Origin of the sequence: Nocardia colli, assembly GCF_008704205.1 — a bacterium.
Classification (GTDB): domain Bacteria; phylum Actinomycetota; class Actinomycetes; order Mycobacteriales; family Mycobacteriaceae; genus Nocardia; species Nocardia colli.
In genome coordinates this window covers 1-20,210 of record NZ_VXLC01000035.1, presented here as the reverse complement: position 1 = coordinate 20,210, position 20,210 = coordinate 1, and the positions used below count along the sequence as shown (strand labels likewise).

General features: G+C 64.7%; 20 protein-coding genes. 17 read left to right on the top strand and 3 right to left on the bottom strand.

From position 1 onward, the window contains the following. Nucleotides 1-612: 612 nt before the first annotated feature. The gene (locus F3087_RS41665) at nucleotides 613-804 is read right to left on the bottom strand and encodes a YegP family protein (RefSeq protein ID WP_150407706.1); all 192 of its coding nucleotides are present in this window, start codon (nucleotides 802-804) and stop codon (nucleotides 613-615) included. 332 nt (nucleotides 805-1,136) lie between these two features. On the opposite strand from F3087_RS41665, the gene F3087_RS41660 reads away from it, so the two are divergent. The 15 genes from F3087_RS41660 (at nucleotide 1,137) to mobF (ending at nucleotide 17,103) form a co-directional block, all read left to right on the top strand. Next, nucleotides 1,137-2,231: a DUF4192 domain-containing protein gene (locus F3087_RS41660; RefSeq protein WP_150407705.1), complete on the top strand. Its 1,095-nt coding sequence runs from the start codon at nucleotides 1,137-1,139 to the stop codon at nucleotides 2,229-2,231. Further along, entirely contained in the window at nucleotides 2,228-2,536 is a 309-nt protein-coding gene (locus F3087_RS41655; protein WP_150407704.1) for a hypothetical protein, read from the top strand. The genes F3087_RS41660 and F3087_RS41655 overlap by 4 nt, the downstream gene beginning before the upstream one ends. 342 nt (nucleotides 2,537-2,878) lie before the next feature. Beyond that, nucleotides 2,879-4,045, top strand: a complete 1,167-nt coding sequence (dprA, locus tag F3087_RS41650; protein WP_191094412.1) for a DNA-processing protein DprA — start codon at nucleotides 2,879-2,881, stop codon at nucleotides 4,043-4,045. Then, complete coding sequence (locus F3087_RS41645) at nucleotides 4,042-4,581, top strand: magnesium chelatase domain-containing protein (protein ID WP_191094411.1); 540 nt, start codon at nucleotides 4,042-4,044, stop codon at nucleotides 4,579-4,581. Before dprA ends, F3087_RS41645 begins: the two co-directional genes overlap by 4 nt. 386 nt (nucleotides 4,582-4,967) lie before the next feature. Beyond that, entirely contained in the window at nucleotides 4,968-5,552 is a 585-nt protein-coding gene (locus F3087_RS41640) for a hypothetical protein (RefSeq protein ID WP_150407701.1), read from the top strand. Between the two features lie 137 nt (nucleotides 5,553-5,689). Further along, the gene (locus F3087_RS41635) at nucleotides 5,690-6,925 is read left to right on the top strand and encodes a hypothetical protein (protein ID WP_150407700.1); all 1,236 of its coding nucleotides are present in this window, start codon (nucleotides 5,690-5,692) and stop codon (nucleotides 6,923-6,925) included. A gap of 55 nt (nucleotides 6,926-6,980) precedes the next feature. Further along, nucleotides 6,981-7,196, top strand: coding sequence for a hypothetical protein (locus F3087_RS41630; protein ID WP_150407699.1), 216 nt, complete (start codon nucleotides 6,981-6,983; stop codon nucleotides 7,194-7,196). Continuing rightward, complete coding sequence (locus F3087_RS41625) at nucleotides 7,193-7,738, top strand: DUF4254 domain-containing protein (RefSeq protein ID WP_150407698.1); 546 nt, start codon at nucleotides 7,193-7,195, stop codon at nucleotides 7,736-7,738. The genes F3087_RS41630 and F3087_RS41625 overlap by 4 nt, the downstream gene beginning before the upstream one ends. 74 nt (nucleotides 7,739-7,812) lie before the next feature. Next, on the top strand, nucleotides 7,813-9,543 hold the full coding sequence (locus F3087_RS41620; RefSeq protein WP_150407697.1) for a ParB/RepB/Spo0J family partition protein: 1,731 nt from the start codon (nucleotides 7,813-7,815) through the stop codon (nucleotides 9,541-9,543). 87 nt (nucleotides 9,544-9,630) lie between these two features. Further along, nucleotides 9,631-10,515, top strand: a complete 885-nt coding sequence (locus tag F3087_RS41615) for a bifunctional DNA primase/polymerase (RefSeq protein ID WP_191094410.1) — start codon at nucleotides 9,631-9,633, stop codon at nucleotides 10,513-10,515. A 65-nt stretch (nucleotides 10,516-10,580) separates the two neighbouring features. Beyond that, a complete protein-coding gene (locus tag F3087_RS41610) occupies nucleotides 10,581-10,937 on the top strand; it encodes a YraN family protein (RefSeq protein WP_150407695.1) in 357 nt (118 codons plus the stop codon). A gap of 288 nt (nucleotides 10,938-11,225) precedes the next feature. Beyond that, a complete protein-coding gene (ssb, locus tag F3087_RS41605) occupies nucleotides 11,226-11,717 on the top strand; it encodes a single-stranded DNA-binding protein (protein ID WP_150407694.1) in 492 nt (163 codons plus the stop codon). A 113-nt stretch (nucleotides 11,718-11,830) separates the two neighbouring features. Then, nucleotides 11,831-12,193: a hypothetical protein gene (locus F3087_RS41600; RefSeq protein WP_150407693.1), complete on the top strand. Its 363-nt coding sequence runs from the start codon at nucleotides 11,831-11,833 to the stop codon at nucleotides 12,191-12,193. Nucleotides 12,194-12,275: 82 nt separating this feature from the next. Beyond that, nucleotides 12,276-12,602 carry a hypothetical protein gene (locus F3087_RS41595; RefSeq protein ID WP_150407692.1) on the top strand — a complete coding sequence of 109 codons (327 nt, stop codon included), beginning with the start codon at nucleotides 12,276-12,278 and terminating at the stop codon, nucleotides 12,600-12,602. A gap of 631 nt (nucleotides 12,603-13,233) precedes the next feature. Continuing rightward, the gene (gene mobF, locus F3087_RS41590; protein WP_191094409.1) at nucleotides 13,234-17,103 is read left to right on the top strand and encodes a MobF family relaxase; all 3,870 of its coding nucleotides are present in this window, start codon (nucleotides 13,234-13,236) and stop codon (nucleotides 17,101-17,103) included. A gap of 85 nt (nucleotides 17,104-17,188) precedes the next feature. Here mobF and F3087_RS46330 read toward each other — a convergent pair whose 3' ends face one another. Further along, complete coding sequence (locus tag F3087_RS46330; protein ID WP_191094408.1) at nucleotides 17,189-17,425, bottom strand: hypothetical protein; 237 nt, start codon at nucleotides 17,423-17,425, stop codon at nucleotides 17,189-17,191. A 113-nt stretch (nucleotides 17,426-17,538) separates the two neighbouring features. Here F3087_RS46330 and F3087_RS41585 point away from each other — a divergent pair, with 113 nt between their 5' ends. Next, a complete protein-coding gene (locus tag F3087_RS41585; protein ID WP_223885757.1) occupies nucleotides 17,539-18,114 on the top strand; it encodes a hypothetical protein in 576 nt (191 codons plus the stop codon). Nucleotides 18,115-19,012: 898 nt separating this feature from the next. Then, entirely contained in the window at nucleotides 19,013-19,234 is a 222-nt protein-coding gene (locus F3087_RS41580) for a hypothetical protein (RefSeq protein WP_150407689.1), read from the top strand. A gap of 91 nt (nucleotides 19,235-19,325) precedes the next feature. Here the strand turns inward: F3087_RS41580 and F3087_RS41575 are convergent, their stop codons facing one another. Next, nucleotides 19,326-20,054: a hypothetical protein gene (locus tag F3087_RS41575; RefSeq protein ID WP_150407688.1), complete on the bottom strand. Its 729-nt coding sequence runs from the start codon at nucleotides 20,052-20,054 to the stop codon at nucleotides 19,326-19,328. Nucleotides 20,055-20,210: the final 156 nt, after the last annotated feature.

Sequence of the window (20,210 nt, the reverse complement as noted above, 5' to 3'; positions counted from 1 at the left end):
TGCACGTCGATACTGCCCATGATGAGCGACGAGATCACCGCGGTGTCTCGATGCCGCGTGGGGCTCGCCCCGACCGCTCAACCAGCCGAGGTCAGGCGGCGGTCGAGATCGTGCCGTGCGTGATCTCGCCTGCTCGCCCATCGGTGTCTCCTTCCACGACTCGTACCCGACTCGGCCCGACTCAGCGGAAGCGAGAAATCGGCCCCTACGTGCGATTTCACTCTGTCGATGTAATGAAGATTGGTTTTTCGCGGAGGCCCGATGGCCCCTGCACCTCGAGTGCCCGTCCGCACTGATCCGCACGAACTCGCCCAACGCGTTGTGTCGACCAGATTCGGCGATCTCCCACAAGTGGAAGCGGGACCACACTTTCACCCTGCCGTCGTGGAACAACGTCACACGATCGTCTGTCCCATTACTCAGCAGGTACCTACCGGGTCGTCCGATGCCCACCCACCAATTTGACAGCAGCACCGAACAGAGGCGCGTGAAACGCGCGATGATGCCGCGACCCACGCGTTCGGAACCGGCCGCGCGGGCTCGGCCGGCGAGTGCGACCCGAAAGACTGAGCCTCCGATCGAACGCCCCGATCGAAGGCTGAGTCAGAAGAGCTACTTTGCCGCGTCGACGAGGTCGACAACCTCGGCACCGGCGGCATTGCTCTGCACCGACGCAATGCCCTTCTTGGCTGCGTCTCGATTCCCGTAGGCCTGGCTCTGGGCGATCACCTCGCCGTTGCCCGCCTTGAGTCGCCACCGGATCTTGCCCGCTGCGTCGGCGAACAATTCGAACTTGGCTGCCATGACTACCTCGTTCCACATTTCGAGAAACGTGCATCTGACGTCGCCCAGTTTAAGCGGACATAGACCGTACGACCTGCACGAACACGGCGGTGTCGTGCGGAGTCGTTGGTCGGCGGGCGGGCGCACTCTACGCCGGTGGCGACGGGGTCAAGGCGCGAAGAGCGTGCGCCTTGACGCCCGTCTGACGCCATCGGCGTAGTTGGAGTGCGCCCACCGCCCAACGACTCGTTGCGAGACGGGGTGGGTTGAATCGCTTGCCGTCGGCGAGCGGCGAGGAAACCGGCTGATTTCGGTTTGTTCGCGCCAATCCTGTTCTCAGCAAAGGAGTTACCGTGTCCTCCTCGCGCGCCTATCTCGAGGATCCCGGCGAGATCATCGCTGCGATTCCGGCCATGCTCGGCTTCGTTCCTGAACGTTCTCTGCTCGTGGTGGTGTTGAAAGATTCCGCGTGTGATCCCCCGCTCGATTCGACACACGTATTCGCGGTGATGCGTTTCGACCTCGACCTGCCGGCCGAAATCGGTAACGAACGGGCTGAACTCGTTGCCGCGGCGGTCACCAGGTTGTGTATTTCCGATGGTGCGACCGAGGTCCTGGCCGTCGTGATCGACGATCGCGCGACTGTCTCCGAAAGCGATTCTCATACAGCGCTGATCACTGATCTTGCCCTCATCCTCGCCGACCGTGAGATCGGCCTCTTAGGTAGCTGGGCGACGGCAGCGATCGAGCCGGGTTCGCGATGGTGGAGTCTGCTCGGGCGGCCCGCACAGGGCGTTATCCCCGACCCCAAATCTTCGGTGGTCACTGCGATGGTGGTCGCGAAGGGTCAACCGCTGTATGCCTCGCGTTCCGGCCGTGTTGCCGCAGTCCAACCCGATCACGAGGCGGTGGAGCGGATCGGCCGCTTGCTCCCTGCCGCACGGGCTGCGGTCCGGCGTCGTTATGCCGTTAGGCGCCACGACGGAGATCCCGACGGCGGTAGTCGTTGGGGGTATCGGCGCGTGCTCGGGGTCATTGCCGCCTGCGAAACCGGTCACGTCCCGACTGATCGTGAATCTGCCGAGATCGCGGCTGTTCTCGCCGATCACCGGGTCCGCGACGGGTTGCTGTCCACGGGTTTGAGCAACTACCGCCGGTCGGCGGAATCGTTGTGGACGCATCTGACCCGGACGCTGCCCGGCCCGCAGCGGGCAGAGGCCGCGGTCTTGCTCGCCTACAGCGCCTACGTCCGCGGCGACGGCGTCCTGGCCGGGATCGCGCTCCAGACCGCACTGGATGCTGACCCGTACCACGATTTCGCGATCATGCTCGCGGGTGCGCTCGAAATCGGCCTGGACCCGTTCAACATGCGTCAACTCGCCCGCCACGGCACCGAGATCGTGCGGGACCTCGGCATCCAGATTGATCCGCCGGAGGGATCCTCATGAGCCGGGTACCGAGTAACGAACAGTGGCTGGCGGCGATCGAGAACCGCTTGGCGCACCTGATGTGTTTCGAGGCCATCGGCTACGCCCGCGGCTACTGCGACGCCGCCGGCATCGGCTCCGCAGATGCGATCGACTTCGGACGCGCCTACGCGGTCCTGGTCGCCGCCGACACCTCCCGCCCCTCGATCGCGGGCGCCTGGCGCAACTGGCAAGCCGACCTCGACCTCGCCACCATTCCCGGCGGAGACGAAACAACATCACGCCGTCCTCACCGTCGTTCCGAAACTGGTTCGGCTGGAACCTAATTGATGACATTCCCCGTCGCCACTCCCGGTCCGTGGGGCGGTGGGCGGGCGCACTCTACCCCGGCGGCCGCACGCTCGAACTCGGCTCGCCCTGCTCAGTGACGGCCGCCGGTGTCTTGTGCAGTGCGCCCACCGCCCACGACCCGACCGCACAGCGTTCACGAATCATCTCGTTACGCCAGCGAAATGGTCAATGTTTTTCCGCACCAGGTGGTTTCGCACGCAGCGCTGCCGGGCTCGCGTGCCGGAGTGCACGCTCACCCCAATATGCAGCATTTCCGTTCGCGCGCTTACCGCAGTGTTTGGACAACGCTCAGCTCCCACTCCACCTACCCACTCCGAATGCCACCTCCCACCCCAGAGAAGGAGTTCCGCCATGAAAAACCTTTTGTTTGTTTATTTTTCGGTGACATCCAGGATCAGTTTCACACATTCCGCTACCCGCCACGGCGGCCGACCACGGCGGGCCAGGGACCGTCTCGGTATCAGGTTCCGCGTGGGGCAGCATTTCCGGGCGGCGCTCTCGGTGTTCGGGAAGGTAGCGCGGTGAGCACCGATACGCGCCGCCGCGCGTGGGCGCTGCTGTCGCGGGCTGCATCGGGTCCGTGCCCCGCGTTGCATACGTTGATCGCGCAGGTCGGTGTCGAAGATGCGGCCCGCGCGGTCACGGCGGGCGACGTGCCGGTGGCCGTCAATCCTCATGTGCTTGAACGCGCCAATCCCGATGCCGCACAGGGCGACCTGGACCGTATGTCTCGTGCCGGTGGCCGATTGGTGACACCCGATGACGACGAGTGGCCGTGTGGACCGCTGGCGGACTTCGACAACACCGACAGCTGTCCGGACTTCGCTGCGCCGCTGGCACTGTGGGTCCGTGGCCCACTGTCTTTACGGGTAGCGACCGAGAACGCTATCGCAGTCATCGGGGCACGATGCAGTACCGAGTATGGCAACCGCGTCGCCACAGATCTCGCCGGCGCACTTGCCGTCCGAGGCTTGACCATCGTCTCCGGCGCCGCCTTCGGTATCGATGCGATGGCGCACCGGGCAACCTTGGCCGTCGGTGGCGCCACGGTCGCGGTCATGGCGTGCGGAGCGGATCTGCCCTACCCGTCCCAGCATGTGTCTCTGCTGGCCGAAATCGCCGAGTCGGGTCTGATCGTCAGCGAACTGCCGCCGGGGACGCCGGTGTCGAAGTCGCAGTTCCTCGCCCGGAACCGGATCACAGCCGGATTGTCGGGCGCGGTGGTCGCGGTAGAGGCGAGTATGCGTAGCGGCACCACAAACTCGATCCGATGGGCAAATCGGCTGCAGCGTCCGACGTTCGCCATCCCAGGTCCTGTCACGTCCGTGGCGTCGACGGGATGCAATCGCATGATCGCGGACGGGCATGCCCGGTTGGTGACCTGCGCCGCGGAGGTCCTCAGCGCGTTGCCGGCCTCGCCACCGATCGTGAATCCGGATGCCGCTGGCGCCGGACCTCACAGCGCGCCGGGGGTCCTGCGATGACCCGCGCGGTGGCCTGGTCGGTGGCATTGCGCGGTCAGGTCGCAGAGCCGTTCTCGGTGACAGCGGTACTCGGCTCCGCAGCGCCTGTCGATACCGGCCACGCGCAAGAAACGCCGGAATGCCGAGACCGGGTGCGGGCGGCACTGCTCAACAGCGGCCGGCCGTGGCCGCACACTGCGGTGCAGCTATCGATGAATGGGGCACCGCAGCCCAGCGCGATCGCTGATCTGGCGGTGGCGGTCGCGGTCTTGGCGGCGTCTGGCCAGTGCCGGTCGATCCTGTTGCCCAAGGTTCTGTTCGTCGCCGAGCTCGGCCTGGACGGCTCGCTGCGGCAGGTAGAAGGGACCTGGGCCGCTTTCGATGCCGCCCCATTGCTGGGTTTCACCCACGCTGTCGTACCGCAATCGGTGTTGCCCGAGTTCGGGCCGGCGACCGCGCTCACCGCTGTCGGCGCACCGACACTGACTGAGGTGTTGTACTGGCTGCACGGCACCCACGAACTCCCCTGTGCCGGAACTCATCGCTGGGATCTCTGAGCCGCTACCGTACGCACGGCAACGACGCCTGCGGACGATGGCCAAAACTCGTTGCGGCCAATCAATTCTCAGATATCGCCGACGCCTGTATCCCCGACGCAAGCCGGTGGGTCGGTGGACGGGCGCACTGTACACCGGCGGCCGTGGCGTCGAGCTTCGCTCGACACCACTGGAGCGCCGCCGGTGTCGCTGCAGTGCGCCCACCGCCCCACCGGCCCGCGGCGGCAGCAATCAGCTACCAGACTCACAGCCGTCGAGGGAGCCGTTCCTGCTGCTTAGGAACGCTTTTCATGCTCACCGCGAAAGCTGCGACCTCATCTAAATAGCACCTCGACGGCCGATGAGATCCTCCGCCGTGACGTCTCCCCAGAGAGGAATTACCACCGATGCCAACCTTCAAGCTAGTCCCACGCCCTCAGGCGAATGCCACCAATCATGGTGCAGCCTATGACATCTCACCGACAGAAGAAGCGCCGATCCATGGTCACGTGTTCGTCGATGTCACTGATCATCTCCTCTACGTCGACTCGCGCCTCGAACCTCGCCCGGCGGTCGTGTTCCGGTTCTTCGGCCTCACCGTCGCCGATCATGACGTCGGCAACCCTTCGTGCACGGTGGAGTTCATTCCCGACTGGGCCGGCCCTACCACGCACGTGGGCTTGGTCATCCTCGGCGAGCAGGGCCATCTCAACGTCCGGCTCGGCCCACGGGTCAACGTCTTTCCGCCTGTGGTCACCGCGCAACTCTGCGACCTGATGATCGCGATCACGCGCGACTTCCTGACCGATCTGCGAGTCGCCAAACACCGCTACGACGCTGCCGAACAGTACCGCAACAACGCCGCACTCGCCCACGAGCAGGCCCAGATAAACGAGCAGTTGACTCACCAGGCCTTCCTCGAGGCACGCACGATATGCGACGCGGCCTTCGCCCTCCTCAACGCAGTCAGCCAACCCAAACCATCCCGATAGCAACAGCTTTCATCACCTCGCTCGCTGTCCAGTTCTGGACGGCTCAATACACCTGTCCAGAATCCGCTTTCGATGAAGCGCGCCCGAACCGCGCTTAGTGCAACAGCTCTCGCACTTATTCCCTGAAAGGACCCCCCATGTCGAGCCCACAGTTTGTTCGCCATGCCGATTTCGGTGACATGGTCGCCCTGCTGCAACAGCAGCAGGCGAGCAAGGTCGACGTCGTTGCCCCGGCCGCTTCCATGCGCGCCCGCGACGGCATGCTCGAACTCCTCGACGTCCCACCGGTCATCGATGACAACGGCGTCACCGACGTCGCCGGCCTCTACCTGCCCACACTCGCGGCCGATTCTCAGATCGGCACCAAGCTCAAGATCCCCGCAGGCTACCTGCGCTGGCTCCGAGAGGAAGACAGGCTCGACCTCTACGACACCAACGTCAACGGCCTGCTCCACGGTCGACTCGGCCCAGACGCCACGCCCGATCCGGATGATCGGCTATTTCTGTTGCGGCTCTTCACTTCCGGACACCCGAATCGACCCGGCGTGCTGCGCGCCTGTTTGTCGAATCGGTACGGCATCGTCGACAACCTCGACCTCCTGACCGCGGTCATGGACGGTATCCGCCAGGTCGATGTCGACGTCGATATCCGTTCGTGTGATCTGAGCGATTCCTCGATGCGGTGCAAGGTCTACTCCCCGCAGGTCTCCGCGTTGGCGCCGCACTTCCTGGCCAACTACCGCAACCCCTTCGCCAATCCCGAACTCGAAGCCGACCGCCGCCGGGTCGCAGGCGAGTTGGAGCGGTGGCGACCGATCGCCGCCCGCGAAGGTATGGGTTACGCACCTGGCGATGAGCCGGTCGTCACCGCGGGCTTCCGGTTCTCCAACTCCGAAACCGGCCACCACGCCATCACTTTGAAACCGGAGCTGGTTGTCCAGATCTGCGGCAACGGCCTGTCGCTACCACTGTTCACCTACCGCAAGCACCACATCGGCGAAAAGCTCGCCACCGGCGCCATCTCCTGGTCTCAGGACACCTACCGCAAGGAACTCGCTGTCATCACCGCCAAGACCCGCGACAAGGTCAGCGAATGGCTCTCGATCGATTTCCTCAACGCCCGCGTCGACGAACTCGAACAGCAAGCCGGCGCCCCGGTTACTGCGCCGGACAAGACGATCGAGGTCTTGGGCAAGAAGTTGGGGTTCACCGAGCTCGAACGCACCGGCGTCTTGTCCCATTTCATCGCCGGCGGCCAGCTCACCGCGGCCGGGATCGCCAACGCAGTCACCAGCTACAGCCAGACCGTCGCTGACCCCGACCGGGCCGACGCCCTGGACGACCTTGCCCTCACCGCCATGAGTCTGGCGTGAAACCCGCTGCCACTCTTCAGTTTTCCACCATCACCCAACACAGGAGGTAGTACTCATGTCCGACACCATCAGCAGAGAGGAATTCGATCGTCGCGCCCACTTCGGTGACGCCGGCCCCGCATCGGCCCTCGACGATGCGGACCTGACCCGGTGGCGCCAGCAGCATCCGGACTGGAAGGGCAAATACTGGTCCTACGCGCCCGTCGACGGCGACGAACAGGTGCTGCGAGTGCACCCGGTGAATGTCGCCGCCCGCAAGGCTCGGCGATGAACCGCGGTTCGCGCCTACTCGCCGGCGAACGTCGCCGACGTGCACGGCATCCCTCCGGCGGGGCGCGGCTACCTAGCGCGGCCCAGGTGATCGCGGTCAGCTCGCACGCCCTCGAAATCACCGCACGTTCTGGTGATCCCGAAATATTGCGTCTAGTACGAGATTTGGCGGCGATCGGCTGGCACAGCCACTACTTCGACTATCCAGGTGCAGGCCCGGATCTGGAGGTCGTTGCGACCGAATCGGAGCTCTCGCACGACACGTTGCTCGTCGGCCTCGATCGTCATATCCGCCACCGGGTTCCGCATCGCCGACGGCGCAGGGTGAAGGTCCACACCGAACCCTTGGCGATGGTCGTCGACCGGCTCGTCTCCCTCGCCATCACTCACAGCGTCCTCGCGGTCGCTGGTGATCGCCGTGGTGGCGTCCGCGAACTCGACACCGCCCTCGCGGATCTGGCCTTGGCCTACGACCAACTCGTCGCCGACCTCACCACCGGACGGCGACGCCAACCACGATTCGCGATCAGTCGCGCCATCTGAACACCCCCCAGGTAGGCACCGGACAGCTCCTAACTGCCCGGTGCCTACCTCTCTCACGATAGGAGTACCCGACAATGACCACCACCATCGACACACCGAAGAGCACCGGCCCCGGCGACCGTCCGCAAGAACCTGCACCTGCACAGGCGGACGCCGCAGATTCGACAGTGCCTCAGCGCGAAGTCGAGGCAGCCTTTCTGAAACCAAACGACCTCGTGATCGCCGATAACGTGCGGCGCACCTTCGACCTCGCCGACTACCCCGACTACGCCGCGTCCATCAGCGAACACGGCGTCCTGACTCCGATCAAGGCAGAACGGATGCCCGATGGCAGCATCGAAGTTCGCGACGGCCAACTGCGTACTCTGATCGCCCTGGAGGTCGGGCTGACCCGGGTTCCGGTCTGGATCACCACCGCGGTCGACCCTGGCACCGCCGAGTACGAGATCACTCGGCGCAGCGAACAGATCACCGTCAACGACCGCCGTATCCCGCTGACCGACGGTGACCGCGCCGCCGGCATCGCGGAAATGCTCGACTTCGGTGCGTCGATTACGCGCGTGACCCGCGAGCTGCAAATCGACCGAGAGCAGGTCAAACTCGCCGGCAAAGTCGGTCAGTCCGAAACCGCGCGACAAACGGTGGACGAACACCAGCTCGGCTTCGAGGAGGCCGCCATCATCGCCGACTACGACGTCGTCGGCGACACCGCAGCGGTACAGCACCTGCTCAATACTCCACGCAGCATGTTCGCCTACGAAGCCCGGCGCCTCGCGAACCAACGCGAGGAACGCCGCGCATTGCTTCGCGCGGCGCTCCCCTATGCCGCAGCCGGTTTCGCCATCCTCAGCGAAGACCCCGATACCGATAGCGAGGACGCGGCGTTCATCCCGGCGGCACAGCTGGTGACTGCGGAGGATCAGCCGGTCGGATTAGCCCAGATTCAGGCCGCGCCCCAGCGGTGGGCGGTCTATTGCGACCTCCTTGACGACGTCGCAATCGTCGACCGTGAAACCGGCGAGCCGGTCGATCCCGATACAGTCGATTGGGCTACCGAACGCTACCCCGACGCCACACCAGCCGAGGGTTTGCGTCACGCCAACGAGGTCGAACGACACGACCTGTGGGACGCCCTCTACTACCTGCCTATCGACCAGGTCGATGCCGCCGGACTGCACGTACTCGTCGATGCCGCCGAACCCGAGGACACGCCCACGGACGTGGATGAGCGGACCGGGTTCGACGCCGGTGACACCCCACCCGCCGAGCTGGATCCCGATGCCGCCGAGCGTGCAGCGGCGGCGGCGCGGGAGCGCGCCGAAGCACGCGCTCGGGCCGAGGAAGAGCGCCGCCAACGCGAGCTTGCCGAACAGCGTGCGACTGAGCTCGACAAGCTCGGCAAAGCGGCGATGGAAGCGCGCCGGGAGTTCTTGCAGAAGCTGCTCTCGCGCAACAACGATCCTCCGCAACAGGCGTCGGCATTCGTCGTCAAGTCCCTCATCATCGAGCCCGGCCAGCTCGACAGCCACGACGCCACCGTACTGGCCATGGAACTCCTCGGTGTGAACGGATGGCGCTCGGAACTGCTGGCCAGCATCGACAACGCTCGACCCCCGCGATGCCGCGTCGTGCTCCTCGCTCTCGTCCTCGCCGCACATGAGCAGCGAACCGGCAAGAAGGCCTGGCGCTACAACGACCCGAGAGTCCAGCGCTACTTGCGTTTCCTCGGCGAGATCGGGCACACCCTCACTCCGATCGAACAAGTCGCCCTCGGCGAACGCGACGCCGACACCATCGACATCTGACATTCACCCCGCGCGCGGATGCAGCGGCGCACACCCACCACGGTGTGCGCCGCTTGTCATCTCTACCTGACTCCCCTAGGAGGATTCGTGTCCGCCAATCCGCTGCGCGACGCTGCGCTTCGCGCTGCCACACGCGGCTGGTATGTCTTTCCGCTGCGCGCCAACGCCAAAACGCCCGCCCTCGCAGGCGACTGGTCCGGCCATGCCACCACCGACGCCGACCGGATCCGGGACTGGTGGAACGACAACCCTCGTCGCAACATCGCGATCGCCACCGGTCCCAGCGCCCTGCTGGTCGTCGATATCGACATCGAAGATCGCGATCCCACCCAACCCGCTATCCCGCCGACAGCACAGATACTGCGCGCTCGTTTGGCGGCTTTCACTGGCGATTCGGCCGGCTTACGCACCTTCGCTGTACGAACTCCGTCAGGTGGGGCGCATTTCTATTACCGCGCACCGGCCACCCCCGAACTCGGATGCTCGGTGGGACGGATCGGGCCCTCGATCGACTCACGCGGCCGCGGTGGCTATGTCGTCGCTGCCGGTTCACGCACCCGAGCAGGAATCTATCGAGTCATCGATGCGCGCCCAGTGGCCGAACTGCCTGCAGCGCTTGCCGAGTTGCTGGTTCCGCTAACTCCCCAACCTGCTTCCAATCAACCCGATTCGAATCCGTCACCGGCGTATACGAACCCCTATCTCGCGGCGATCGTGGCTGGCGAAACCCACCGCGTCGCAAACCCAGCACCGAATACCCGCAACAACACCGTGTTTCACGCGGCAATCACCCTGGGCCGGCTCGTGGCCGGCGGCGAACTGACCGAACAACAGGTCCGCACCGAACTCACCGCCGCCGCCCTCGATCACATCGGAGTCGACGGCTTCACCCACACCGAACTCGACCGCGCAATCACCAACGGGCTCGCCTACGGCGCACAACGGCCCCGCCATCTCATCGCTGACCCCTGAGTCATCGACGTGCCACGCCGTCAGCAAACCAGGCCAATCTCCGCCTTCCGAAAGGACCCGCCACGATGAATCCCGATCCCGCACCACAGTCTTCACCCGAAGATCTAGTCGCCCAATATCTCACCGACGCCGGTACGCAGATCCTCGCTCGTCACTGGCGCTGCAGTTACGGCCAGATCAGTCTCATCGCCGAGGACGCAGGCGCCACCGTGTTCGTTCACTTGTCCACGCGAGCCGGACAGCCGTTCCTAGTCGCGGCCGAGGCCGTCAGCTTCGCCCAGCAGCAACGCCTGCGCCGTCTGTCGCTGCTCTGGTTGGCCGAACAAGACGGTCCCTGGTTTCAGATCCGATTCGACGTCGCCGCAGTGATTTTCGCACCTGGGCACGAACCCCAAGTCCAGCATTTCCGAGCGGCCTTTTGATCGGTTTCCGGAGGTGCTGTCGATCAGCCCCAAGGGGATCAGAGCCGGGTCGGGTGCACCGGCGATGAACCTGCGCCGCGACCGGTGAAGGACAAGCCTTCGCTGCGCTCAGGTCGCCTCCGGCGATCCTCCACCCGCACGGCGCAGAACCTCCGCCGGCCCTGCGGGCCCGACCCCACCTCTGATGGCCACGGCCGCAGATCGACAGCCCCTCCGATCACCGACCACATCTGAGGGGTTGTCGGTCCATTCCTTTTCCAAGCAATCCACCAGTTAGGAGAACCTGTCATGGCTGGAGACCTTTTCATCACTGTCATCGGCAACGTCACCGAAGACCCCGAAATGCGCTTTACTCCCGGCGGCAAGTCGGTGACCACCATCTCGATCGCACAGAACACCCGGATCTTCGACCGCCAGACCGGCGGATGGAAGGACGGTGACGTCGTTTTCATGCGCTGCGTGATCTGGGAGGCCATGGCCGAAAACGCGGTCGAGACCCTTCACCGCGGGATGCGGGTGATCGCTTACGGCAAGCTGAAGCAGCGCACCTACGACACCCCGGAAGGCGAGAAGCGCTGGGTCAACGAGCTGCTCGTCGACAGCATCGGCCCCGACCTGCGCTACGCCGTCGCCAAGGTGGCCAAACTCGACCGCCGTGCAGTCGACCCCAGCGACAGCGGCTCCGTGCCGCCCTCGTCTCCCCAGTCCGGCACCGATGACGCGCCTGCCGAGGACCGGGAACTCGTCGGCGTCGGCGGCCAGGAGGAACCGCCGTTCTGATCTAACGGTCAGGCGGGGCACCGCGGTGCCCCGCCCTGCCACCGCTTCGTCACGACCGACGGCACCCCTACCGCCGGTTCGTACTACGCCTCTCGTGCTGGAGGTGATCGACTATGTCCACCCAAGAAACCGTCTCGTTCCCACTTCCGCGTGAGCGCGACGGATTCCACGACCTCGTGCCACCGGCGCCTCTCGACGAGTCGCCCACCTATATCTCGCCGGTCGGCGAGCCTGCAACAGCGACAATCGCCCAGTTCACGCTTATCGGCATACTCGAATCACGCATCCGCACTCTGACTTGCGAGCTCCGCCTACTGCGCGATCACGTCCACAAGCTCACCGTCGCGCTCGACGATTCCCTCGATCGCGAATCCGCCCACGCACTGTGCTCACAGCACGAACGCCTCGGTCCACCCCTCTCGTCCACCCACCGCCCCGGCACTGTCGGGCAGTCCCATTGCTCGCGGAACTCCTGACCAGCACTTCCGTACCGACCGGTTTCGCGCTGCAATGAAATGACTCCCTTGCTCCACGATCGGCATGATCGGAGGTCCCGCAATGTCCGTGATCTGGCTCGCCGCACTCATCGCTCTCGTTCTGCTGGTGATCTGGTGGCTGTTCCCCATGCTTGCCCGCATCCTCGGGTTCCTCATCGTCCTCGACGCCCTACTGGGAATCGTGCTGTTTCCCGACTACGCCTTGCCCGCTCGCCTTCCCTGGCTCGCCGGCGGGTTCCTGCTGTGGCTGGCCGGGAACTGGGCGTGGGCCGTCAAGCACGGCGCCTGGGGATCCCGACTCGCTCGCGCGTTGTTCCGCCTCCCCGACCTGCGGCACCTCGTTCCCCGCTCGGCGCTGATCGACGACCCCGCGCTCCGGACGCGATAGCGCGCGTCGCCCTCTCCGAGGTATCGGTCCACGGTTCCGTCTCGGGGTCACAGTGGATGCACCGGCACTGCGCAGCCGCTTCAGTTCCGTCGTCTCGAGTCCGGTGATCTCTCGTAGCTGCGACTCGTCCATGCCACGCTGCTCTAGCCTGTTCACCACCGCGGCCTGCGCAGCGACCGCTTCGGCCGCGACCGTCTCGTACCGGGTAACCGCGCTCTCGATCACCGCGTCCCGGCGCTGCGCTGCCCGTCGCAATCGGCCAGTGTGTTTGTGAAACTCGACCAGGTCTGCCTCAGCAGCCCTCGCCGCCCGCATCTGCTCCTCCAACATCGCGGCCATCGCCTGGCGCGCCCACTTGCGCGCTGACACCTCCTGAGCACCCATCCCGCACCTCCGTCCCCCGCACGTCCGCCGCGCTGCGCGCGGCGACGCACGGGATTTCCCACCAACCACTCTTTGAACCATTCCCACATTCTCACCCAATTGTTATGAACACAATCCCCGCCACCATTCCCTTTCATCTCCCATATGGGTTCTCTTCCTTCTAACTGACACACCTCTTGCATCGTGATGCTACCGGCCGGTAATGACATATCAGACGCGCGATTGCGCGCCTATCTTCGATTTTGTGATGACGATCCATCGACTCCATGCAGGCGATGGCTACCAGTACCTCACGAGTCAGGTGGCCAGCGGCGATCGCCTGCGGGATCGCACACGTGACCTCACCGACTACTACCTCGAGAGCGGCACCCCACCCGGCATATGGCTCGGTACCGGTGCCGCCCGATTGGGCGTTTCGGGAAATGTCACCGAGGCACAAATGCAAGCGTTATTCGGTGAAGGGTTACATCCGCAAGCGAACGCAATCATCGCCGCTGGAATCGCTGCCGGTAAGACCGCAACCCAGGCCGTCCACGCCGCTGGACTCGGCGCCAGCTTCTACGAATTCACCAACAAATCCTCCCCGATCACCGACCTCCTCGCCCGCAACCTCGACACCTTCACCCAAGCCAATCGGCGTTGCCCGACCTGGGACGAACGCACCGCCCTACGCACCGACGCGGCACGCGAACACCTCACTGCCGCTCTCGGTCGCGCGCCCGCCCGCGCCGAGATCGAAGCCGTTCTGGCCCAGGAGAAGGCCGGCAGCCGTAAGGCGGTGGCGGGGTTCGATCTGGTCTTCACCCCGCCGAAGTCGATCTCGATCCTGTGGGGACTGGGCGACGACGAGCTCCGCCAGGCGATCTGGCGCTGTCACACCGAAGCCGTGCGAGAAGTCTTGGCGTGGGCCGAATCCCAATGCGCGGTGACCCGTCGCGGCCACAACGGTATCCGACAGATCGACGCTGAAGGTTTCGTGATCGCCGCGTTCGATCACTTCGACAATCGCTCTGGTGACCCGAACCTGCACACGCATGCTGTCGTGTCCGGCAAGGTTCTCGGTTCCGACGGCAAATGGTCAGCGCTGGATGCGCGGCCGCTGTACGCGTCGGCGGTGTCGTTCTCTTCGCGCTACAACGCCACCATCATCGGCAAGGTCCGCCGCCAGGTCGGGTACCGCAGCGAGGAACGCAGCCGCGGCCGCGGCAAACAACCCGTGCTCGAAATCATCGGCATCAGCGACGAGATGATCGTCGAATTCTCCCGCACTCCCGACATCATCGCCCGCACCGAACAACTAGTCGCCGACTACCGCGCCCGCCACAGCCGCAACCCCAGCACCAAAACCCAGTACCGTCTCGCCCAGCAAGCAACTCTGCAAACCCGCGACGCCAAATCACTGCCGAAAACGCTGCGGGACATGGTCACCGAATGGGATACCCGAACCCGCAGCTTCCTCGGCGACGGCCGCAGCGCAGCACGGTTCACCTACGACCTCCTGCACGCCCACACCCATCCCGCAACCCACACCTCCGCCGATCCAGAACAGATCGCCATCGCGGTCGGAGTCCACCTCGGCGGCCCCCGCGCGCTCATCAACAGCACCGCCCAGCAACTGCACGAATGCATCCACCACCACCTCGACCTGACCGCTTTCGCCACGCCGGCCGTCCGGGCGCAAACCATTCGCGATGTTCGAAAGCTGCTCTCCCCGCGCCCGGATCTCGTTCTCTTAGATCGCATTTCAGCCGCCCACGTCGCGCGCTTGCGCGCCATCTGGGCACCGGATCGTATCGCTCGAGACGTCGCCGATACCGTCGCACGACGCCGAGCGACCTGGACCGAAGCCAACATCCGCTCCGCGGTCGAAGACCGCCTCGCCGGCATCGAATTCCCCACCGACACCGACCACCGCGCCGCCGTCGAACACATCACCGGCACGGTCCGCAACCAGCACAGCATCCAGCTCACCGTCGACCCGGACCACACTCCTGCCGTGCTCGCTCGCCGCGACGGCGACAGCGTGTTCACCCTCACCGGCGCCACCCGCTACCCCTCCCACGCGGTCCTCGACGCCGAAACCCGACTCCTCCACTCCGCACACACCCCCAGCCCCGAGGCAATCTCTCCCAGACTCGTCGACACCGCGATCGCACGAATCAAGAAACACACCAAGCTCATCCTCAACGAAGGACAACGCGACATCGCCTGCTACTTATGCTGCTGTGCCACTGAACTCGCCGTCGCGGTCGGGCCCGCCGGCACCGGCAAAACCACCGCGATGAAAGCCGTCGCGGACGCCTGGCACGCCTCGGGGCGCAACGTTATCGCTCTCGCCCCCTCCGCCTCGGCGGCACGCGAGCTCTCCACCACGCTCGCCATTCCGGCGCACACCATTGACCGGCTCCTCACTCGAGCCGCCTACGACCGACCCACCAACATCTCCCGCGGCACGATGCTCCTCATTGACGAAGCATCGATGGCCGCCACCGCGGACTTCGACGCCATTCGGGCACTCGCCCGCACCCACGGTGCGGTCGTGCGCGGAATCGGTGACCCCGAACAACTTCCCGCCGTCGAGGCTGGCGGAATCTTCCGCACCCTCGCCCGCGACACCCGAGCACCACAACTCCGGCAAGTCGTCCGCTTTAGCGACCCCGACGAAGCCGACGCCACCCTCGCCGTCCGCAACGGAAACCTCGAGGATGCGTGGGAGTTCTACAACAGCCACGGCCGCGTCACCTCCGGGATGAGCGACGAACTCCGCTCCGCCATCCTGGCCGAACACCTCGAAGACACCGCCGCCGGAATCTCCTCGATCATGATCGCCGCCACCCTCGACGACGTCTCCGCGCTAAACACCGCTACCCAGGCCCGATACGCTCTCACCGGCCGTATCGATACCGGCAAAGGCCGAATACGCTTGTCGGACAACCACACCGGTTACGTCGGGGACACCATCGTCACCCGCTTCAATACCACGCTCCTGCGCATCGCCGGCGGTCTCCGCCATGGCACCCATATCGACAACGGCGACCTCTGGCAGATACACACCATCCACCCCGACGGCGGCATCACCGCGGTCGGCGCCAACCATCGCGGCAGCGTCCACCTCCCCACCCATTACATCCGACACCACGTCGAGCTCGGCTACGCCACCACCGTGCACCGCGCCCAGGGGATCACCGTCCGCCGCGGCTATGTGCTCATGAACGGCACCCTCGGGCGAGCCCTCGCCTATGTCGGGCTCACCCGCGGATCCGAACTCAACCGCATCTACCTCGCCACCGACACCCTCATCGACCCGACCGGCAACCAGCAACCCGACGACCCCACCGAACCCCGCACCATGTTTGCGCGCGTCCTAGCCCGCGACGACGACAACCTTTCCGCCATCGACGTCATCCGCGCCGAACAAACCGCCGCCGACCACCGAATCCGCACCGCCTACCACCACGCCTACCAGCTACTCGCCGACGCACGCGGCACATATCTTCTCGATCACGCGCTACCGGTAGCGCTGTCCCGTGACGCGGCCCGATCACCGAAATATCAGCAGCTCCTCGACACCATCGCCGACGCCGAAGCCCACGGCCTCGACACCTGCGAACTCGTCGCCGCGATCGCCACCAACAACTATCAAGACCTCGGCGAATCCCTCGCCAGCGCACGCGACACCGCCGCGGTTCTGCGCTCGCGCGCCGAGGTCTGGATCTACAACCATCGCCCAGTCACACCGCCAGCGATCACCACAGCACGCATCGACACGCTCGTCGGACTACCTTCGCAAACAGCTGCGTCGCTCCTCACCGCTGTCAACACCAACTGCGTACTCGCACTGCCACACAACGCATTCCACGCAGTTCACGACGACCCGCGCAGCAGCGGCCCGCATCCTGTACCCACCCCTCACCTAGGAATGGACATCCAACTCGCCAATTACGCAGAACAACTACGTCGCCACATCCTCACTGCCGAGTCGACTACGTTGCCGGGCGACAGTACTAGCGCATCTCTCGCCACTGCCGATTCCGACCGCCTGCCGAATCCGGGGAAAGGCCGGCGACACCGGCGCCGACCAACCCTGCCGCCGAACCGAACTCGGCGCACTCTCTAGCTTTCGGGGCCTACTCCGTGCCACGAATCAACGCTCAGCAGAGTCGTCCGACCATCGCCGCGAAACCATCCGCCCCGTCGCTGGTCTAGGAGATCCGAAACTGATCTTCGTGGAGCCGCACGTAGGAACCCAGCGGAGATTCCGACCTGTTGGCGCTGTCCGTCATCTGCGACGGCAGTTGTTCACGAATCCTGACGGCACCGTCATCGACTGAAAGTCGTTGTTCACGAAAGCTGACAGCACCGCGGGACGGGTCCAGCCAACGCGCGCCCAGCGGCAGATGCGTGCGTTCGTGGCGCACGAACGCACTGGTTTGCTCCACCGAATAGACTTGCCGCGGTGATCGTCGGTCCCGTCAAAGGTGTTCCTGGTGGTCTGACCGCACGAGCGCGATCGTATGTCAGCACCCACGGCGTCAAGGTTGAGGTCCAACCGGTGGAAAACCATCGCCAATGGTGGCTCGATCGAGGCATTCCCGCGGGGCTGATCGACCGCATGACGGCCTACCAGAAGAAGTGGGGCGGCCTGCATTTGCCGCCCGCGCCGCAGTACGACGGCGGTCCACGCTATTTCGATCCCGATTCGCCCGAAACAGATACTGCGGGATGGTGGTTCGACGCCGGCACGCAACGGACCGCGGTGCCCTTCACGTTCATGGTCGGCCCGTCCGGCGAGTTCGGAATCCACGCCGATCAGGCTGGGTGGGTGCCACTGCATTCGACCGTAGCGGGCTGGGTGGAGTCACTCGCCCTGGCCCATCACGCGTCGATGTGGGCGCGCCAGATCACCAAGCTCAGTGGCGATGAACTCGGCGGTATCGACTGGGACAACTACAAACCGGTGCGCGAGGTGATGGGACTCGCGGATACCTGGTGGCGCGGTCCGGACTCGCTGGTGGCGCTCTACACCGGCGAGGCCGCGGGCTTCGATTTCCCCAGGGCACGTGTCGCGCAGATCTATTCAGGCCTCGACGGTTGGGGTCTTCACGGCGGCGTCACTGCCGAGGACTAGCCGAGATCATTCCGGATACGCCCGGTCGGTGCTCCCACTCGGCTGCCCACCAGAACGCCCGCATCGCAAACTGTCGGTGGCACGACATACAGCAGATCAGTGCGTTCGCCGCCGCCAGATGGATGCTGCCGGTTGATCCTCCGAGGTGCCGCGCCGGCCGACTCGGTCAGTGCGATCAGCGGCTAGTTCGAGCGCGTCCGCCTCTGTATTTCGGTTCGGCGCGAAATTCGGGGACCAATGAGATGAATTGGATGTTACCGTCGCCCGGCCGAGGACCAGGATCACGCCACCCTCGACAAGCGATCCGTGCATCAAGTTGTCGAGCGCCGTCGAGAACCTGGGGATGGAGTCGCGGGTGGTCAGGAAGTTCATCATTGCGGCCAAGGCGAAGCGGAACGGGTGCTCGCTCAACTCCTCGTGGGCTAGCTGGTTTGCCGCATCGACGTCGCCGACCGACGCGACACCGAACCGACCATCACGTTCCTGCTATGGCTCACTCGCCGCCACGTGATCACCGACATCGAGGTCCGCCGCCCCAAACACGGCCTCCCACAACGCTTCCTCGAACACGACGACTACGAGCACCAGCTTCGCCGCTGCCTGCACGAGGAATCGATACCGCTGCAAGCCCGCGCCGCCGGCGCACTGGTCAGACTGTATGCCCTACCCCTGGTCCGCATCGTCGCACTGACCGTCGACCGATTCCGGCAAGACGACGAACACGCCTACCTGATCATCGACAAACACCCCGTGGTTCTACCGCCGTCGCTGGCCGAACTCCTGCAAACGCTCATCCGCAAGGGCGCACCAGCCAACATGCTTCGCCTCGCCGAGTCCGCCCATCCGGCCTACCTGTTCCCGGGCCGTCCCCCCGAGCCGGCCTCGCAACCTGAACGCCTTGTCCAGCCTGCTCAACGACCACGGCCTGCCCACCCTCTCCGCACGCAACACCGCGATGATGACCACCATCAGCGACGTGAACGCCACCGTGGTCGCCGACCTGTTCGGAATCTCCCAAATCACCGCCCACGCGTGGGCCCGCTACGCCCAAGCCAGCTGGATCGCCTACCTCGCAGCGCGAGCAGCGTGTTGCACCGCCTGGACTTCTGCGCTCAGGTAGTGCCACAACCGCCGGCCCAGCAGATCCGCGCCGAGCGCCTCCTCAGAGTGGACCACGCCCGGACGCCAGCAGGTGGAAAGTCATGAATCCTTCAAGAATTGAGGATTTCCTCCATCGACTGATTCAAATCGAGTCCGCCGCCTGCGGCATCCAGGCTGAACGAGACCATGTAGGCGACTTCACGTTGGTCACCTTTTTGTATGAAACTCGCGAAGCCGGCGTGCCATGTGAGTGAATAGTTCACGTCAGGATTGGCCTTCTCCATTTTGAGTTCATCGCAGGCGTTGAACGAGCCACCTGCGGTGAAAGCGCCGACAGAAACAGAGAGCGAAACAGACATGGGACACGAGGAGGCGACGACGTCGCCTCGTGGTGACCAGTCCTGCCACTTGGCAGTCGGTCTGACATTCCCGATGGACAGTCCACACTCAGACACGGCCCAATCGGTGCCGCTGTTACCGCAGGTTGCGTAGTGTTTGACAACGAAATAGTGTGCAGTTTGCCCAGGATATTTGGCTTCCCCCCACTGATAACACCAATCGATCCAGCCGGACTTGTGCTCGCCATACCATCGGTCCCTACATTGAGCGGGATACCAGTCGACTCCGTCCTCGGAATACGCGGGCCGGTCTCCCGGCTGAGGTGTGAATATCCTTATCCGATTCGAGGATTTGTCAGAAGGGCCATTCCGCAACTGCACAGTTGGTCTGGCCTGGCGGTCATGGACATCGGCGCCCGCCTGTCCCACGCCGCACAGAGATCCCGCGACCATCAGCACGATGGACGCCATCGATACCCGTGTAAGGAATGTGTTCATCACAAATGCCCCCTCATGGAATGAAATAGAATGAACTGTGGTGTACCTGCCGGAGTATCCGCAGGGCAGCGCCCTGCCGCCCACGCGGAATGCTTCTGCCGAAGCTCATGGTCCGGCAGGTGGGCCAGCACCTGCTGCCGTTCGGAACAATCCACGCCA

Excerpts from the sequence above, each read along its gene's own strand:
- F3087_RS41665 (WP_150407706.1), bottom strand. The coding sequence starts at position 804 with ATGGCAGCCAAGTTCGAATTGTTCGCCGACGCAGCGGGCAAGATCCGG.
- F3087_RS41655 (WP_150407704.1), top strand. The coding sequence starts at position 2,228 with ATGAGCCGGGTACCGAGTAACGAACAGTGGCTGGCGGCGATCGAGAAC.
- dprA (WP_191094412.1), top strand. The coding sequence starts at position 2,879 with ATGCCACCTCCCACCCCAGAGAAGGAGTTCCGCCATGAAAAACCTTTT.
- F3087_RS41645 (WP_191094411.1), top strand. The coding sequence starts at position 4,042 with ATGACCCGCGCGGTGGCCTGGTCGGTGGCATTGCGCGGTCAGGTCGCA.
- F3087_RS41640 (WP_150407701.1), top strand. The coding sequence starts at position 4,968 with ATGCCAACCTTCAAGCTAGTCCCACGCCCTCAGGCGAATGCCACCAAT.
- F3087_RS41635 (WP_150407700.1), top strand. The coding sequence starts at position 5,690 with ATGTCGAGCCCACAGTTTGTTCGCCATGCCGATTTCGGTGACATGGTC.
- F3087_RS41630 (WP_150407699.1), top strand. The coding sequence starts at position 6,981 with ATGTCCGACACCATCAGCAGAGAGGAATTCGATCGTCGCGCCCACTTC.
- F3087_RS41625 (WP_150407698.1), top strand. The coding sequence starts at position 7,193 with ATGAACCGCGGTTCGCGCCTACTCGCCGGCGAACGTCGCCGACGTGCA.
- F3087_RS41620 (WP_150407697.1), top strand. The coding sequence starts at position 7,813 with ATGACCACCACCATCGACACACCGAAGAGCACCGGCCCCGGCGACCGT.
- F3087_RS41610 (WP_150407695.1), top strand. The coding sequence starts at position 10,581 with ATGAATCCCGATCCCGCACCACAGTCTTCACCCGAAGATCTAGTCGCC.
- ssb (WP_150407694.1), top strand. The coding sequence starts at position 11,226 with ATGGCTGGAGACCTTTTCATCACTGTCATCGGCAACGTCACCGAAGAC.
- F3087_RS41600 (WP_150407693.1), top strand. The coding sequence starts at position 11,831 with ATGTCCACCCAAGAAACCGTCTCGTTCCCACTTCCGCGTGAGCGCGAC.
- F3087_RS41595 (WP_150407692.1), top strand. The coding sequence starts at position 12,276 with ATGTCCGTGATCTGGCTCGCCGCACTCATCGCTCTCGTTCTGCTGGTG.
- mobF (WP_191094409.1), top strand. The coding sequence starts at position 13,234 with ATGACGATCCATCGACTCCATGCAGGCGATGGCTACCAGTACCTCACG.